Annotated in this window: 9 protein-coding genes and 1 pseudogene; 3 read left to right on the top strand and 7 right to left on the bottom strand. The window is 39.7% G+C overall.

All coding sequences use genetic code 11. The features are described 5' to 3' along the window. Positions 1–198 (top strand): annotated as a pseudogene (locus tag SP041_RS21090) (IS110 family transposase); the annotation flags it as partial. A 32-nt stretch (positions 199–230) separates the two neighbouring features. Here the strand turns inward: SP041_RS21090 and SP041_RS18335 are convergent. Beyond that, positions 231–626: a hypothetical protein gene (locus tag SP041_RS18335; protein WP_025565855.1), complete on the bottom strand. Its 396-nt coding sequence runs from the start codon at positions 624–626 to the stop codon at positions 231–233. 374 nt (positions 627–1000) lie between these two features. On the opposite strand from SP041_RS18335, the gene SP041_RS20905 reads away from it, so the two are divergent. Next, positions 1001–1171 (top strand): hypothetical protein, encoded by a 171-nt coding sequence (locus tag SP041_RS20905; protein ID WP_160062937.1) that lies wholly within the window; start codon positions 1001–1003, stop codon positions 1169–1171. A gap of 629 nt (positions 1172–1800) precedes the next feature. On the opposite strand, the gene SP041_RS18330 is transcribed toward SP041_RS20905, so the two are convergent. Together SP041_RS18330 and SP041_RS18325 are read right to left on the bottom strand one after the other, a co-directional pair. Then, a complete protein-coding gene (locus SP041_RS18330; protein ID WP_240791504.1) occupies positions 1801–2859 on the bottom strand; it encodes a GTP-binding protein in 1059 nt (352 codons plus the stop codon). A 146-nt stretch (positions 2860–3005) separates the two neighbouring features. Then, positions 3006–4373: a dihydroorotase gene (locus SP041_RS18325; protein ID WP_025565858.1), complete on the bottom strand. Its 1368-nt coding sequence runs from the start codon at positions 4371–4373 to the stop codon at positions 3006–3008. Positions 4374–4529: 156 nt separating this feature from the next. Between SP041_RS18325 and SP041_RS18320 the strand changes: the two genes are divergently transcribed. Continuing rightward, positions 4530–5402 (top strand): aspartoacylase, encoded by an 873-nt coding sequence (locus SP041_RS18320; protein WP_025565859.1) that lies wholly within the window; start codon positions 4530–4532, stop codon positions 5400–5402. A gap of 1522 nt (positions 5403–6924) precedes the next feature. On the opposite strand, the gene hrpA is transcribed toward SP041_RS18320, so the two are convergent. The 4 genes from hrpA to gltB form a co-directional block, all read right to left on the bottom strand. Next, positions 6925–10812, bottom strand: a complete 3888-nt coding sequence (hrpA, locus tag SP041_RS18315) for an ATP-dependent RNA helicase HrpA (protein WP_025562422.1) — start codon at positions 10810–10812, stop codon at positions 6925–6927. A gap of 243 nt (positions 10813–11055) precedes the next feature. Beyond that, positions 11056–12615, bottom strand: coding sequence for a Na+/H+ antiporter NhaC family protein (locus SP041_RS18310; protein WP_025562421.1), 1560 nt, complete (start codon positions 12613–12615; stop codon positions 11056–11058). A 241-nt stretch (positions 12616–12856) separates the two neighbouring features. Further along, complete coding sequence (locus tag SP041_RS18305; protein WP_025562420.1) at positions 12857–14326, bottom strand: glutamate synthase subunit beta; 1470 nt, start codon at positions 14324–14326, stop codon at positions 12857–12859. Beyond that, positions 14326–18843 (bottom strand): glutamate synthase large subunit, encoded by a 4518-nt coding sequence (gene gltB, locus SP041_RS18300; protein WP_025562419.1) that lies wholly within the window; start codon positions 18841–18843, stop codon positions 14326–14328. Before gltB ends, SP041_RS18305 begins: the two co-directional genes overlap by 1 nt. Between the last annotated feature and the right edge of the window lie 29 nt (positions 18844–18872).

Below are 18872 nucleotides of genomic sequence, written 5' to 3'. Positions count from 1 at the left end.
TTCTGGGCAAAGGCTTATTATGAGCAACAACAAGCTAAAGGAAAACCACATAATAGTATCATTAGAGCCTTAGCCTTTAAGTGGATCAGGATAGTATTTAGATGTTGGAAAACTAACACTCCCTATGGTGAATCAACCTATTTAGCGGCGCTAAAAAGAAGAGACTCACCGCTTTTAAAATTTGCAATTAATAGTTAAATTTTACTAGCGGTCCACCTCAGGGCGTGTTGTTAGCAGTCGTTTATAACTTGGATCTTACCGTAAGTAAGAAATTGCTCTTTAGTTTGGTGTTTTATGACTGTAGATTTACCACCACAAGATATACACGTATAAATTGGTTTAGCTGGCTTATAAGTCTTGCGGAATTCTTGAAATGAAACTCTATTATTTGCTGGTTCATTTACATAAGTAGCTCTCACTATTTTATGATTTGAACCTATTCTATTTTCAATATCAGAGATACTTTCATTAGCTCTACTCATAGTTAAAACAATACTATTATCTGCTCCAGTTAAAGCAACACACCCATTAGTAACCATGTCGGTATCTGCAACAAAAGTAAATATGGGAAATACTTCGCCACATTCATTACATTCAGAAATTGAAACTTCACCTGATTGATACATACACACCCGAGACTGCTAACAGCTTATTAACTTACAAAATGTTACTTTTGAGGTGAAAATACTACATAAGCTAATGAGAAAAAATAACTTCAATCTTACGTTAATTTATTTCTATAACAAGTAATTACAGACAAAACATAAAACTAATATCATGGAAAAAGACGACAAATTGCAATAATTACGGTGAAAATACTGCAACATGACTGCACTGTATATAAACACACCAATTTAAAAGATAGGAGTGACATATGCCTTCTCCATTTTTGAGTGCTGTAACTAAAAAGATGCGAATGAAGCATTACGCAGAAAAACAATAAAGCCTACCTTTATTGGATCACCTCTTTTATCTATTACAACAAAAAGCCCCCCGATGAATGCCAGATGATGAAGTACAACAAAAAGAACTGAACAGCCATCACTTGAGATTAACAATATCAAATAGTTATGATAAAACCTTACTCAACGTGGCTACATCCATCCCCACCGTTGAGCTTTCCCAAACAATGAATACCTTTCAGCAACAGCAAACAGGACGTTTGCTGTAAGTTCATCCGACACACGGACGTGTCGTATGAACTGGTGCGTTGGGAAAGCTTATTTTAAAGGTATGGGCATTGTTTGGATAAGAAAGCGATTCGGTGGCCAGTCTTTTTGCCGCCTTTTTCTTCTGGTAAGAAAAAGATGGTCGCCGACAGGGCGAAAACACTATTAATAAACATCAAACTGACTGGATGAGCGCAGACGAGTCAATCCTTACCCACACTAAAGATTGTTGACAGCCATAAACTGATATTAGCAATATCAATTAGTTACGATAAAATTTCGAACAATGTGGCTACGACAGCCCTCCCGTTGAATTTTCTGTATGAATGACTGCCTTTAGCAAGTAGAGACATGGAGTGATTTATGCAACAGCATAGTGTTATGAACGGGCTAAGCGGTGCGTTTAGAAGGTAGTTATTGCTATATATCTAAAAGAGTAGATTAAAAAGCGAATTGGGAGACAGTCTTTTTTGCTTGTTGTGGGTAAAAGGTATTCTTCTGGTAAGAAAAAGTATGTCGCCGACAGGACGAACACAGACGAGCCAATCCTTGCCCTAAAAATGCTAAAGTGCGCATTCCCACAGAGGACAGTGGGAACGAGAAATAATAAAAATCGAGAAACAGTATGAATTCAGATAATAGTTGCCATTAATTGAGTCTCAAAATCATCATCTATTTCATTGGTAATTATCTCTATTTTACTTTCATTAAGCTCACTTAATACAAGTTCAGTTAATGCAATTTCCTTTAAATCATCGCCACTCGCGTTATAAGCAATCATGCCATTATCAGTTATAAATACAGCTTTCAAACGCTCAACCTTTAACGTCGAAAATAATTGCTGAAGCTTTTGATGATTAAATATTTTTTCAGCAGAAAACCGCCAACCAACACTAACAAACCCTTCACCTTTATTCTGCGCTTTAATTACACCACTTTCTGGCATAGGTAATTCAGACGCAATTGCTTTGTTCTCATGAGAATGGTTATGAGAATGTTCATGGTTATGCTCATGATGTTCGAGAACATGTGTTGGTGCATTTACTGTTATTGTTCCACCAGTTAATAAGTCAGGTAATAGTTCGCCGTGTTGCGTAAAAACGACCTGCTTTGGTTTTTCATCAAAGCCTTCAACATACTGTTGTAACTTTTCATGATCGCCTTGTTGATAGAGATCTTGTTTGTTACCCACGACTATATCTGCAATAGCAATTTGTTGATTAAAGGTTTCATGCTTGGTATAGCGAGGATCAGCTAACGAACGTGCATCGACCAGCGTAATCGTTTTTTGAATACTCAATGATTTTTGATAGTGCTCAGAATTTAAGACTTGCAGTATTTCTTTAGGGTGCCCTAACCCCGTTGGCTCGATCAATAAGCGATCTGGCTTTGCTTCTTTTAATAACTGATTGAGTGCTACTTGCATCGGAACACCAGCCGCACAACACATACAGCCACCCGGTACTTCTCGAATAAAGACTTGTTTGTCGCTACCTTGGCCTTGCAACAAGCTACCGTCAACGCCTATTTCGCCAAATTCATTAACTAATACAGCCCATCGTTCATTGGCAGGTTTATGCTTTAATAGGTTCATAATAACCGTGGTTTTACCTGCACCAAGAAAACCAGTAATAATATTAGTCGGCACATTGTGTATTGCTGTTTTTGTAACACTTATTACTTTTGCCACGCTTATTTTTCTCCGATCATATACTTTTCTCATATGAGCTCTGTGTTGTTAGCTCAATGTTGTTAGCTCAATGTTGTTAGCTAAAAAGTGTTGTTAGCCCGATATTGTTATTTCTATATTATTATTTCTATATTATCGCGTAAAAATTACCGCGTAAAACTCAGTCTCATCGACGCTTTAACAGGTAACACTTCATTACCATCAAATACTTGCTGACCATTCACCCAAGTGCTTTTTATTTTGGCTGAGAATGTTTGTCCTGCAAACGGACTCCAACCACAATGATATAAACTATTTTCATGGGTTACTGCCGTCGAGGCTTTCATATCGACCAACACTAAATCTGCAAAGTAACCTTCACGAATAAAGCCACGTTGCTGAACAGCATATCTTATCGCAGGGTTATGCGCCGTTTTTTGTACTACTTGCGCTAGATTTAAACGTTTATCGTTTACTTGATGTAAAAGACTTAACAACGCATGTTGAACAAGTGATAACCCCGCTGGTGCTTTTTCATATTCTACCTGTTTTTCCGCTAAAGTATGCGGCGCATGGTCGGTCGCAATAATATCAATTTTATTCTCATGCAAAGCCTCAATTAATGCATCACGATCGCTTTTAGCTTTAATTGAAGGGTTACATTTTATAAGGTTTCCCTTCTCCTTATAGTCTTGCTCGGTGAACCATAAATGATGAACACAGGCTTCCGCTGTTATATTTTTACCTTCAATTGGCCCTGCGCTAAAGAGGCTTAATTCTTTTTCTGTGGTGATATGTAAAACATGTAACTGACTGTTGTACTTTTTGGCTAATCCTACGGCATAGGAAGAGGACTGATAGCAAGCTTCTACATCACGTAATTTGGGATGGTCTTCAATAGAGAATGATTTTCCTGCTTGTGACAAAGCAGCAATATTTTTTTCTATCACTTCTCCTTTCTCACAATGCGTGACAATCAGTACTGGTGATTCACGAAAAATAGCTTCTAACGCCTGTTCATTTTCTACCAGTAAATTTCCTGTTGAAGCACCCATAAAGACTTTAACACCACAATGCTTAATTGGATCAAGTCGCTTAATTTGATCTAAATTATCTTCTGTTGCACCCAAGTAGAATGAATAGTTAGCCATGGACTTTTTGTCAGCAATATCGAATTTCTTTTCAAGCGCTTCAATCGTAGTGGTAGCAGGATCGACGTTAGGCATCTCCATGTAACTTGTTATTCCACCAGCGACTGCAGCACGAGATTCTGTGGCAATATTGCCTTTATGTGTTAAACCCGGCTCTCGAAAATGAACTTGATCATCAATCATACCTGGTAGTAAATAACACCCTGATGCATCAATAACGTTATCTGTTACTTCTGCTTCAATGTTTTCTGCAATCAACGCTATCTTTTGATTAATAATACAAACATCAGCTTTGAATACATGACCTTCGTTCACTATAAATGCGTTTTTTATCAGTGTCCTGTATGACCTTTCTTTTACTCCCTGTTGCATTCCCTTTTGCATCGCTTGTTTCACCTTTTCTTAAATTTAAAATTTTACTGAATAAATTGTTATGATATAACATAACATTTTAAGTGATAACTTGTAATGTTATGGCTGAGCTTTCATTTGCTGCCATAACATATAAAACCAGTACATTATTAGAACAAGGCTGAGAGAATGAAGGATTTCAAAGAAGTATTAATCGTTGCTGGTACACATGGTAATGAGTTATCAGGTCTTTATATTGAAAAATTAATACGAGATAAACAATTAAATGTTCAACGAGACAGTTTTACAATCGATACATTAGTTGCAAATCCAGATGCCATTATCAACAATGTGCGTTTTGTTGAAACAGATTTAAACCGACAATTTGGAAACGAAAAACAATTGCTTCCACACAGTAAAGAAAAGAAAATTGCGCAACAATTACAACTGAAATATAAAAATAAACCGAAGCAATTGGTAATTGATTTACACAACACAACAAGCCGCATGGGTGCAACACTTATTCTATTAGCAAGAACGCCCTATTATGAAAGAATGGGCGCTTATGTTAAAAAATGCATGCCACAGGCCAATATACTATTTGAAAACGAAAGTAACTGGCAGGAACATCCCTATCTCTGCACAATGACTGGGTCAGGGGTTATGATTGAAGTTGAAGAACAGAGTCATGGAGTGTTAACCCATCAGAGTTTATTGTTAATGAAAAAACTATTATTGAGTGTGATTGATTTTATTGATTATGAAAATCAAGGACTGTCGCTTTCTCTTAAGGATTATGAGGCTTATCAATTAACTGGAGAAGTGTCTTTCCCACTAGATAAAGACGGAATGCGACTAGCCGCTGTTCACCCCACTATTTGTGGTTTAGATTTTACGGAAGTAAAAAAAGGCGAGCCATTACTTTCTGCCTTTAATGGACTTGATTTATATTGGCATGGTAAACAAAGCACTTATCCGCATTTTATCAATGAAGCTGCCTATTCGACAAAACACATTGCCATGGCACTAGCAGACAAAATTAACATTTGTTGTACAAGCTGATAGTGTATTTAAATTAATACCGATTACATTAAATATGTTATCTACATTTTGCGCTGTAAAAACAGTTCAATTCAAGGCGTAAATGGCTACTCCCTTTACGCAATTTACAATGAGGAAGTGGCTATTTATTGTGATTGGTATAATTAAAGCAGAGTGATATTAGCCCCTGTAAATAATACTCTACTTTAATTAAGACATTATTGTATTATAAAAATTAACCTTTCAACTCCCTCAATTTCAATCTGACTCGTTTCGCTGATACTGGATAAGGCAGCAAAAGCACAGGACATCCATACATTGAACTCAACAATATCAATCTGTTAATGAAAAGATCAATATTCAACGCGGATACGACTCCCCCGCCGTTGAGTTTTGCCAAACCATCAATACCTTTCAGCAACAGCAAACAGGACGTTTGCTGTAAGTTCATACGGCACAGGGACGTGCCGTATGAACTGGTGCGTTAGGAAAGCTTATTTTAAAGGTATGGGCATTGTTTGAATAAGAAAGCGATTCGGTGGCCAGTCTTTTTGCCGCCTTTTTCTTCTGGTAAGAAAAAGATGGTCGCAGACAGGGCGAAAACACTATTAATAAACATCAAACTGACTGGATGAGCGCAGACGAGTCAATCCTTACTCACACGAAAGATTGTTGACAGCCATAAACTGATATTAGCAATATCAATTAGTTACGATAAAACTTCGAACAATGTGGCTACGACAGCCCTCCCGTAGAGTTTTCTGTATGAATGACTACCTTTAGCAAGTAGAGGCAGGGAATGATTTATGCAACAGCATAGTGTTATGAACGGGCTAAGCTCTGCGTGCCCTTTGCCGGTGCTAGCTCATTTCGAGACATGGATGTCGAGTATGAGCGGTGCGTTTAGAAGGTAGTTATTGCTATATATCTAAAAGAGTAGATTAAAAAACGAATTGGGAGCCAGTCTTTTTGCTTGTTGAGGGTAAAAGGTATTCTTCTGGTAAGAAAAAGTATGTCGCCGACAGGGCGAAAATACAGCTAACAACAATCAAACTGACAGGACGAACACAGACGAGCACGAACGAACTCATATTAAAGATAAGAGAAAGCAGGATGAATCCTGCGCCCCAAAAACTTAACTTTTACGCTTCGGCTAAAGTGCAGAAATCACAAGTGAATACCCACAACATAAAACCATGTTCAACATGGCTACATCCATCCCCACCGTTGAGCTTTCCCAATCCATCAACTCATTTTAGTAAAGCCAAACAGGATGTTTGGATTAGTTGAGGCTAGTGCAGGGATGCACGTCCGAAACGGTACGTTTAAAATAAGTAGATGGATTGGATTAGAAAGCGATTCGGTGCCAGTTTCTTTGCCTACTTTCTTTTCTGGAAAAAGAAAGTAGGTTCGCCGCTAGGGCGAAACACCAAGTAACTAAACATCAAACAGCCTGAACGAGCGCAGACGAGATTTAACTTACTCACATTAAAACCAGAGAAAGCAGGATGAATCCTGCGCCCCAAATTAAGTGCTAAAATAGCTAACCTTTTAGCTCCGTCAACTTCAATCTCACTCGTTTCGCTGATACTGGATAAGGTGTCCCTAGCTGTTGTGCAAACAACGACACTCTTAATTCTTCCATCATCCAGTACACTTCAGCTAGCTCAGGGCTTTCTGTTTCATCAGTTAACAAGCTTTTACAGAGCGCACGATAACGTTCTTCAAGCTCATGCAATTCGATGGTATTGAGTCTGTCTTGATTTGGGTTAACCGGTAATTTCTCTAAACGTTTTTGTAAGGCTAACAAATAACGTTTAATGTCGTTAAGTTTTCCTTCTCCCACTTGGCAAACAAAGCCAGGGAAAATTAAACGTTCTAGCTGTGATTTAATATCGCCTTTGGCAACCAACATGGTTAAGTCTGCTTTGCCTTTTAACTGTTTATTAACCGCATGCGCAAGGGTTAATACTTCTTCAACTTGTTGCGTAATTTGTAAGGTTTTATCGGCGAGTTCGGCACGCACTTTTTCTTTCTGTGCTTCAAACTCAGGCGCTTCTTGTGGATGTATTGCCCCATCAAGAATCGCATCAACTGCGCAACTGATACAATCATCAATTAAGTCTTTTATTTGCCCGAAAGGATTAAAATACAACCCAAGTTTGGCTTTATTTGGCAGGCTTTGTTGTAGATATTTAATCGGTGATGGCACGTTTAATAAAATTAAACGACGCACACCCGCTTGGTTAAAACGCTGTGCTTTTGCTTCACTATCAAATAATTCAATGGCGACACTTTTGTTTTTATCGACTAATGCTGGGTAAGCTTTTACTTCATAACCACCGTGATCTTTCTTGAAAGATTTAGGTAATTTACCAAAGTCCCATTCTATTAAGTCAGACTTCTCGATACCTTGTTTTGATACTTTAGATAACGTTTGTTTAACTTCGCCTTTTAAATCGTGTTGCAGTAATTTTAAATCAGTCCCGACTGCTACACTCTTTTGTTTGTCATCAACGACATTAAACTTCATTCGTAGATGGGTTGGTAAGGCTGAAAGCTCCCATGAGTTCTCAGGAATACGCACGCCTGTCATACGTAATAGTTGCTTTTCAAACGCTTCTAGCAAGGTTCCCTGTAAAGGCACTAAGTTGGCCATTGCTGCTTCTGCATAATTTGGTGCAGGTACAAAGTTACGACGAATAGGCTTAGGCAATGTTTTGATTAACGCAACCAACAATTCTTCACGTAATGCCGGAATTTGCCAATCAAACCCTTGCTCTGATATTTGGTTTAATAGCGCTAATGGAATATTAACGGTCACACCATCTTGTGCAGTACCCGGTTCAAAGGCGTAATCTAGTTTTAAGCGGAAATCGCCTTGTTGCCATGAATCTGGATAAGCGTTTGCGGTTACTTTATCCGCATCATGTGCCATCACTTGGTCACGCTGATAGTTTAATAATTGTGGTTGTTGTTTTTTCTCTTGATTCCACCAGCTATCAAATTGCTTTGCACTGCATACGTTTTGCGGCACGATTTCATCATAGAAAAGGAATAAGGTTTCATCGTCCACCAAGATATCGCGACGACGAGACTTATGCTCTAGCTCTTCAATATCGTTTAATAACGCTTGGTTATCTTTGAAGAATTGATGACGCGTTTCAAACTCCCCTTCCACTAAAGCATGGCGAATAAATAATTCACGACACAGTATCGGGTCAATTTGTGTATAAACCACTTTTCGTTTGCTAACGATAGGAATGCCATACAACATTTGAGTTTCAAAGGCGCCTACCACTCCAGATTTTTTCTGCCAATGTGGTTCAGCATAACTGCGTTTAATTAAATGCTGTGCTTGCAGTTCAACCCATTCAGGTTTAATACGTGCGGCAACACGTGCAAACAGTTTTGAGGTTTCAACAAGCTCAGCAAACATGCCCCATTTAGGTTGTTTTTTAAATAAACCAGAGCCAGGGAACATAAAGAATTTACTGTTACGTGCGCCAAGGTATTCGGCATCTTTATCTTTTAAGCCAATATGCGACAACAATCCGGCTAATAAGGCTTGGTGAATAGCATCAAAATTTGAAGGCTCTGTACTTACTTTAATATCGAGTTCGTCAGTCACTTGTTTGATTTGTGTATAAATATCCTGCCATTCACGCACACGCATATACGCTAAGAAATCTTTCTGACACATTTTACGGAACTGGCCACTAGTGAGTTCTTGGCGTTGTTCGTTAATGTAATTCCAGAGATTCACATAGGTAATAAAATCTGACTCTTTGTCTTGGAAACGCTTATGTTTTTCATCGGAAGCTTGTTGCTTATCCATTGGGCGTTCACGTGGGTCTTGAATGCTTAACGCTGCACTGATCACCATCACTTCATGCACACAGTTAAATTCTTTCGCCGCTAAAATCATACGCGCTAAACGTGGGTCAACGGGTAATTTAGCAAGTTGGCGACCTAAGGGAGTCAGCTTTTTACGTGGGTCTTTTTGTTTTAAGTTAACTGCACCTAGCTCTTCTAATAAGCTCAAGCCATCTTTAATGTTTCTATCTTCTGGTGGCTCTACAAACGGGAATTTATTAAGTTCGCCTAAGCCCAGTGACAGCATTTGTAAGATAACAGACGATAAGTTAGTACGTAGAATTTCAGGATCGGTAAATTCAGGGCGACCATTAAAGTCCTCTTCACTGAATAAACGGATACAAACACCTTCGCTGACACGTCCACAACGGCCTTTACGCTGATTTGCACTGGCTTGTGATATTGCCTCAATCGGTAAACGTTGCACTTTGGTACGGTAGCTATAACGGCTAATACGCACTGTACCGGTGTCGATAACGTATTTAATACCAGGAATCGTTAATGAAGTTTCCGCCACGTTGGTGGCTAACACGATTCGTTGCCCACGATGTCCTTGGAAAATTTTATTTTGTTCCGCCACACTTAAACGTGCAAATAAAGGTAATACTTCCGTATCTCGTAGTTTACGTTTAGTTAATGCTTCTGCGGTATCGCGAATTTCACGTTCACCATTCATGAAGATAAGAATATCACCACGACCTAAACGTTGAAGTTCATCAACCGCTTGGAAGATACCTTCAATTTGGTCGCCCGCCGCATACTCTTCTAATGGGCGATATAAGGTTTCAACGGGGAATGTACGGCCAGATACTTCAATAATAGGGGCAGCTTTACCGCGTTTATCACAAAAGTGTTGTGCAAAACGCTCTGGGTCGATGGTTGCTGAAGTAATAATTACTTTTAAATCTGGGCGTTTTGGTAATAGGCGTTTTAAATAGCCCATTAAGAAGTCGATGTTTAAACTACGCTCATGCGCTTCATCGATAATGATCGTGTCATATTGACTTAAGAATCGGTCGTTTTGAATTTCCGCTAATAAAATACCGTCGGTCATCAATTTGATATAAGACCTGTCGCTAACTTTGTCTGTAAATCGAACACGGTAACCCACTGTTTCACCGAGTTCTGAATCTAACTCTTCGGCAATACGGTTAGCAACGGTTCTTGCCGCTAAACGACGTGGTTGTGTATGACCAATTAAGCCCGATACGCCTCGCCCTAGTTCTAAACATATTTTAGGGATCTGTGTGGTTTTACCTGAGCCTGTTTCACCCGCAATAATCACGACTTGATTTTCAGCAATGGCTTTCGCGATTTCGTCTTTCTTCTGGCTAACAGGCAGATCCGGATAGCTCACTTCTGGCAAGTTTTCTAAACGCAGTTGTCGTTTATCCATAGAGACTTGAATATCGACGGCAATCTTAGTCAAACTAGCTTCTACTTTTTCGGGTGTTTTAAGATTAGCAAGATCGTCAATGCGTCGCTTTAAGCGGAATTGATCTTTATATAACACGTCATTTAAATGGTCTTTCAAAGTAGTCGCAGAAATGGTCAAAACAGATACCTAGCAGAAACAAAAAAGTGATCCTAGCAAGGCTCTTCTCAAAAGGATAGTCACAGTTATGTTTAGACTGTATTTTTAGTGTAGATGGCGTCTTTTAGAAGGGTTATTTTTTGCTTTGAAGAAATGATAGATATAAAAAAAGCAGGCGAACCTGCTTATTTATTAGTTTGAAATGTTGGCGCCGTGATCAATCGTGGAAAGGATTATCAATGTCCATAATTTCAATTGTTAAAATTAACGCTTCGTTAATACTTTCATACAAGCAATCACAGCAACAAACGCAATACTTGATGCGATGAATGCTGACACAGTAGAGCCAGTGAAACCAATTACAATAAAGCCAACGATAGATACAAATGCCATTGATAACGCATAAGGTAACTGTGTTGATACATGGTCAATATGCTCACAACGTGCACCTGTTGATGATAAAATCGTAGTATCAGAGATAGGTGAACAATGGTCACCAAATACAGAGCCGGCTAATACCGCACTTAACATAGGTAACATCATCGCTAAATCTGTTGCACCTGCCATATCGCCTGCAATCGGTAACATGATGCCAAACGTACCCCATGACGTACCTGTGGAGAACGCCATTGCACCAGAGAGCACAAATAAGATAACCGGTAACCAATGTAGACCGATATTACCTTGCACTAAACCTGATAGGTAAGCACCAGTTTTCATGTCGCCAATCACAGTACCAATCGACCATGCAAAAAATAGAATGATAATTGCGCCAAACATCGATTTAGCCCCAACCCATAATGCGAACCTGATATATTCAAATGACTGTTTTTGTTTTAATACGGTGAATAAAGAGAAGACTAAGCCTATTGAAGCACCATAAACTAAAGAAGTACCCACATCAGTATTCTCAAATGCACCTAATACTGAAAACGCTTTACCCGCTTCAATTAATGCCGTATTACCGGTATATAACATGAAGAATAACGTACCCGAAATTAAGCTGATAATAGGATAAACTAAATCACCTACCTTACCTTGTTCATGCTCTTCGATACCCATTTCATCTTGTAAATCAATGTACTCTTGCTCGCCCTCTGTGATCTCTTTTTCTGCTATTTTTTCATGCTTTTTCATTGGCCCAATATCGAGCTTAAAAATAATAACTGCAAATACCATTAATAATGTAAAAATGGCATAAAAGTTCATGGGAATTAACGCAACATAAGCGCCGAGTGGAGAGTATTCAGTCATACCGTGGCTAATTAAAATGCCACTGATAATCGTCATGATGTAAGCGCCCCAACTTGAAACTGGCATTAAGATACACATAGGTGCAGCTGTTGAATCAAGAATATAAGCCAACTTAGCGCGGGAGACATTAAAACGGTCAGTCACTGGTCGTGAAATAGAACCTACCGCTAAGCTATTAAAGTAATCATCAATAAAGATAAACACACCAAGAAAAGCCGCTAATAACGAAGCACCACGTTTATCTTTAATATGGTCAAGCGCCCAATCAGCAAAAGCACGCGTACCGCCTGAAAGTGTTAACACTGCCGTCATCATTCCTAATAACAATAGGAAAGCAACAATGCTCATATTCCAAGTATTTAAACCGCCGTCTTCAACGACAACACCTTTAACAGTTGAGTAGATATACGTGCCAGCATCAACTACTGAATAGTTAGCGAGCAGTAAAGCACCTAAAATAATACCTAGCCCGAGTGACAATAAAACTCGACGAGTAAGAATAGCTAAACCCAGTGCAAGGACTGCGGGTAAGATCGACAGCGTAGACGCTGAATAATCGATTAAAGACATGAATCTTTCCTTTGTTCTACATTTGAAAATCAACGGTAGCAATACTGCAGACTTTCAAATGCTTTTGATATGAGCGGTACAAAGTACCGAATTTCAGGGAAGCGGATTTTATCCTACTTTTAAAACAAAAAAACCCCCTACTCTAAAAAGAGAGGGGGTTTATTAAACCTAAATATCTATGGTTAAGCTAGGTAGCGACTATATCGCCTAACAAACAACCAACAATTATTTTTTAGTTACTTTAATCAGCCATCATTAATGAATCATTGATACATTCAAGATTAGATTGACCCATCAAGTATGTATCGATTGCGCGTGAAGCTTCACGGCCTTCATTAATACAACGTACAATCAGAGACTGACCAGTACGCATATCACCAGCAGCAAATACGCCAGCTTGAGTGGTTTGGTAATCGTCAGTTTTAACGTTACCGCGCTCATCTAAGCCAATTGATAACTGTGCTAACACACCCGTTGGTTCTGGGTGTAAGAAACCCATTGCCAAGAAGGCTTTAGTACAAGGAATTGAACGTACAGAACCTTCAATTTCTTTAAAGTTAGGACGCTGACCCGGTGCTGCTTCTTCCCATTCGATATCTGCAACCACTAACTCTTTAACGTTTCCGTTTTCATCACCGATGAATTCTTTTGTTAGGATTGACCAATGACGATCCACACCTTCTTCGTGAGAAGTGGTTGTTTTCAAGATCATTGGGTACGAAGGCCAAGGCATGTTAACCGTACGTTTTTCAGGTGGAATCGGCATGATTTCCACTTGTGTTACTGACGCGGCTTTATGACGGTTAGATGTACCAACACAGTCAGAACCCGTATCACCACCACCGATAACCACAACATGGTCATCAGATGCATGAATTTCTTCAGTCTTAAGATCCATTCCGTTTGCACGGCGGTTATTTTGACCTAGGAATTCCATCGCAAAATGAACACCTTTTAAATCACGGCCAGGGATTGGTAAGTCACGAGGAACCGTAGAACCACCTGTTAATAACACCACATCAAATTGCTTACGCAAATCGTTAGCGTCAAAATCAACACCGATATGGGCATTCACTACCATTTTAATACCAGCTGCTTCCATTACCGCAATCTTACGATCGATAATGTCCATACCTAGTTTAAAGTCAGGAATACCGAAACGTATTAAGCCACCTACTTTCTCATCACGTTCATAAACAGTCACAGTGTGACCTGCTGAGTTTAATTGCTCAGCAGCGGCAAGACCTGCAGGACCAGAACCGATGATCGCCACTGTTTTGCCAGTACGCGATGTTGGTGTCTTAGGTTTTACGTAACCATTTTCGTAGGCTTTTTCTACGATGGTTTTTTCGATATTACAAATCGTAATCGGGTCTTGGTTGATACCTAGTACACACGAGCTTTCACAAGGTGCAGGACAAACACGACCAGTAAACTCAGGGAAGTTATTAGTTGAGCTTAGGATATCCCAAGCTTCTAACCAGCTTTCACGGTAAACCGCATCATTGAATTCAGGAATGATGTTACCAATCGGACAGCCGTTGTGACAGAAAGGTACACCACAGTCCATACAACGAGATGCTTGGTCATTGACTTTCTTACCAAACACATCATTTTGTACAAACTCTTTATTATCTTTTAGGCGATCTTCAACCGATACTTTCGGTGGCAATTCACGACCTAATTCTAAAAATCCAGTAGGCTTCCCCATTATGCTTCTCCTTTTGCTCGAGCTGCTAATACCGCTTTATAATCACGAGGCATAACTTTAACAACTTTAGCTAAGCTTGCTTCAACATCGGCTAAGAACGCTGCCGCTAAGTTAGACTCTGTTAGCTCTAAATGTTTAGTTACTTTTGCAATTAATAAGTCTTTGTCTTTTTGTTCTAGTGGATCTAAATCAACTAGTTCCATATTACAGTTAGCTGCAAATGTATCATCTTGGTCCCAAATATAAGCAACACCGCCACTCATACCCGCCGCAAAGTTACGACCTGTTGAACCTAAGTTAATCATAATACCGCCAGTCATGTATTCACAACCGTGGTCACCGATACCTTCAACGATAACTTCTGCACCCGAGTTACGTACACAGAAACGTTCGCCGGCCATACCATTAATGTATGACTGACCAGACGTTGCACCGTAGAAACATACGTTACCCACGATGATGTTATCTTTAGACACTAATGTTGAATCGCGGTAAGGATACACAACAATTTGACCACCAGATAAACCTTTACCCCAGTAATCGTTCGCGTCGCCTTCAACTGTAAACTCAACACCTTTTGCTAGGAAACAACCAAATGATTGACCTGCAGAACCGGTGAATTTAACTTGCATCGGGTTTGGTAAACCTTCGTCGTTATACACTTTAGATATTTCGTTAGACAACATGGTGCCACATGAACGGTCGATATTAGTAATCGGGAATTCACCAGTTACCGCTTCGCCTTTTTCAAGTGCAGGTTGTGCTAGTTCAATTAGTTTTCTGTCTAATACTGCTTCAAGGTTATGATTCTGAGTTGTTTGGTTAAACATCCCGTCTTCAGCTTTAGCTTCTTGCTTAAACAATATAGTGCTCAAGTCTAAGTTTTTGTATTTCCAGTGGCTTACATTATCACGTACTTTCAGGTTCTGCGTTTGACCGACCATTTCAGTGATCGTCGCGTAACCTAGTTTAGCCATGTTTTCACGCATGCCTTCAACCATGTAACCGAAGAAAGTAACAACATCATCTACACGACCGTCAAAACGCTCACGTAATGTTTTGTTTTGTGTTGCGATACCAACAGGACATGTATTCAAGTGACACTTACGCATCATGATACAACCTTCAACAACCAATGCAGCTGTTGCAACGCCCCATTCTTCAGAACCGAGTAATGCAGCAATTGTTAAGTCGCGCGGTGTTTTCATCTGACCATCAGCTTGTAACACAACACGGTTACGTAAACCGTTTTTCATTAGCGTTTGATGTGCTTCAGATAGACCTAGTTCCCATGGTAAACCCGCATGACGAATAGATGATAATGGTGAAGCACCTGTACCGCCGTCAAAACCAGCAATCAAGATAACGTCAGCTTTTGCTTTAGCAACACCTGATGCGATTGTACCTACACCCGCTTCTGATACTAATTTAACGTTAACACGGCCTTCGCGGTTAGCATTTTTCAAATCGTAGATAAGCTGCGCTAAATCTTCGATTGAGTAAATGTCATGATGCGGTGGCGGTGAAATGAGACCTACGCCTGGCGTCGAGTGACGAGTGCGACCAATCCAGTCATCAACTTTGTGACCTGGTAATTGACCACCCTCACCTGGTTTAGCGCCCTGAGCCATTTTAATTTGGATTTCAGCAGCATTTGTTAGGTAATACGATGTAACACCAAAACGACCTGATGCAACTTGCTTGATAGCAGAACGTTCCCAATCACCATTTTCTTTTGGTTTGAAACGGATTGGATCTTCACCACCTTCACCAGAGTTTGACTTAGCGCCAATTCGGTTCATTGCAATCGCTAACGTTGAGTGAGCTTCATGAGAGATAGAACCGAAGCTCATCGCACCTGTAGCAAAACGCTTAAGGATGTTTTCAGCTGGCTCTACTTCATCAATTGAAATTGGGCCTGATGCTTTAGGTACAAATTCAAACTGACTACGTAACGTTGCAGCGTCATCACCTTGTTGGTCAACGGTGTCAGCATACTGTTTAAACTGAGAATAATTTTTATTACGCGTTGATTCTTGTAGTAATGAAATCGTTGTTGGGTTAAATAAATGCTTTTCACCACGTTGTTTCCATTGGTAAACACCACCCACGTCTAAACGCTGTGATGGAACCGCACGTAACGGGTAAGCAAAACGATGACGTACTAAAATTTCGTGTGCAATGTCATCAATTGATAGACCTTGAATACGCGTCACAGTCCCTTTGAAGTAATCATCAACCACTGATTTACTAATACCTAGTGCTTCAAATATTTGTGCACCTTGGTAAGACTGGATAGTAGAGATACCCATTTTCGAGAAGATTTTTAATAAACCTGCATCGATAGCATCTTTGTACGATTTGAAGATATCACATACATCTTTGTCTGCAGGTAAACGATTCTTAGATTGTAAATCAACAATCATTTCTTCGATTAAGTAAGCATTAACTGCAGAAGCACCGTAACCGATAACTGTTGCGAAGTGATGTGTTTCACGTACGTCACCAGTTTCAACTACGATGTCACACATAGCACGTAGGCCACGTTTGATTAAGTAGTGATGTACCGCACCTGTTACCAACATAGCTGGAATTGGCGCGTGGTCAGACGTTGCATTACGGTCAGAAAGAATGATAATTGAGTAACCATCGTGAATCGCATCTTCTGCATAACGACAAATACGTGCTAATGCTTTCTTAAGCTTACCTTGCTCACCTGTTGCTAAAAAGAAGGTTTCTAATGTTTTAGCTTGTAGATGTTTGTCATCTAATGCATTAATTTTTTGTAATTCAGCATTACTTAATACTGGCGACTCAAGTTCAACTTTATGACAATGCTCTGGCGTTTCTGCCAATAAGTTTTTGTCTTTACCTAAATAAGTATTTAGCGACATCACCATACGCTCACGAATCGGATCGATTGGTGGGTTAGTTACTTGCGCAAATAATTGTTTAAAGTAATGAGATAAATGTTGAGATTGATGAGAAAGAACCGCTAACGGCCAATCCACACCCATTGCACCTAACGGCTCTTTACCGTCACGGAACATTGGTAAGATAATTTCATTGACTTCTTCAGACGTCACACCAAAAGCTTGTAAACGTTTTAATAACTTACCAGCATCTGGTTGGATATTACGTTCAAGCGCAGCAGGTTGATCTTCTAATTTAACAAGGTTGTTTGCTAACCAAGTTTCATAAGGTTTTCTTGCTGCAATACCGTCTTTTACTTCATCATCAGAAATAATGCGGCCTTGCTCAAGGTCAGCAACAAAGATACGACCTGGTTGTAAACGACCACGTAACTTAATGTTCTTAGGATCGATTTCAACAACACCTGATTCAGATGCCATCACTAGGAAGTCGTCGTTAGTCACAGTGTAACGAGATGGACGTAAACCATTACGGTCAAGCGTTGCACCTACTTGAACACCATCGGTGAAACAAACAGACGCTGGGCCATCCCAAGGTTCCATTAGGTTTGCATGGTATTGGTAGAATGCACGACGAGCTGGGTCCATCGTTTTATTTTCTTGCCAAGCTTCAGGAATCATCATCATTAATGCATGAGGAAGACTACGGCCAGAAAGAACGAGGAGCTCTAACGCCATATCAAAGCTTGCAGAGTCAGACATACCATCTGTACAGATTGGCATTAACATATCTAATTCAGAGCGAGTAAAGAATTCTGCTTCAAGCAGTGCTTCACGCGCTTTCATCCAGTTGATGTTACCGCGAACCGTATTGATTTCGCCATTGTGAGCAATGTAACGGAACGGTTGCGCTAAACGCCAGCGTGGGAATGTGTTTGTCGAAAAACGAGAATGAACTAAAGCTAACGCAGTTACCATGCTTGGGTTTTGTAAATCCAAGAAGTACTGAGGTACTTGTTCAGTTGTTAATTGACCTTTATATACGATTGTTTTGTATGAGAATGTATTAATGTAGAAGTTGTCTTCAATACCATTAACCGATTCTAAACAAATGCGCGTAGCATAGTTACGTAGGATAAATAATTTACGTTCTAATACAGCCGGGTCCATATCAGGGCCACCAGTCACGAACATATGTTCAAACTGAGGTTCACTGCTTAGGGGATCTGCACCAATCATTGAGTTATCTGTTGGAAGTACACGGTAACCAATTACTTCAAGACAAAGACGTTCAGCAGTTCGAGCTAAAATTTCACGACAATGGTCACGGTGATTCTCATCTTTAGGGAATAGGATTGTACCTACACCATACTGATCGAATTTAGGCAGAGAAATGCCTTCTTTTAATGCTTCCGTTACTAAAAACTCATGTGGTTTTTGTAAAAGAATACCCGCACCATCACCACTACATGGATCACAACCTTGACCACCACGGTGTTCCATACGCGCTAGCATATCTAAAGCTTGTGTCACGATTTTGTGAGATTTGCTGTTTTTAAGATGGGCTACGAAACCGATACCACAGGCATCGTGTTCCATTTCAGGCACATAAAGGCCTTGAGCGTTTTGCTCTTTATTAGTCATAAACATGTCCTTCTAGATAAAACAGTAAA

This window comes from Psychromonas sp. SP041, assembly GCF_000470315.2.
In the GTDB taxonomy this organism is placed as follows: Bacteria; Pseudomonadota; Gammaproteobacteria; order Enterobacterales; family Psychromonadaceae; genus Psychromonas.
The sequence above is the reverse complement of the archived record's forward strand: the minus strand, read 5'-3'. Positions and strand labels throughout refer to the sequence as shown.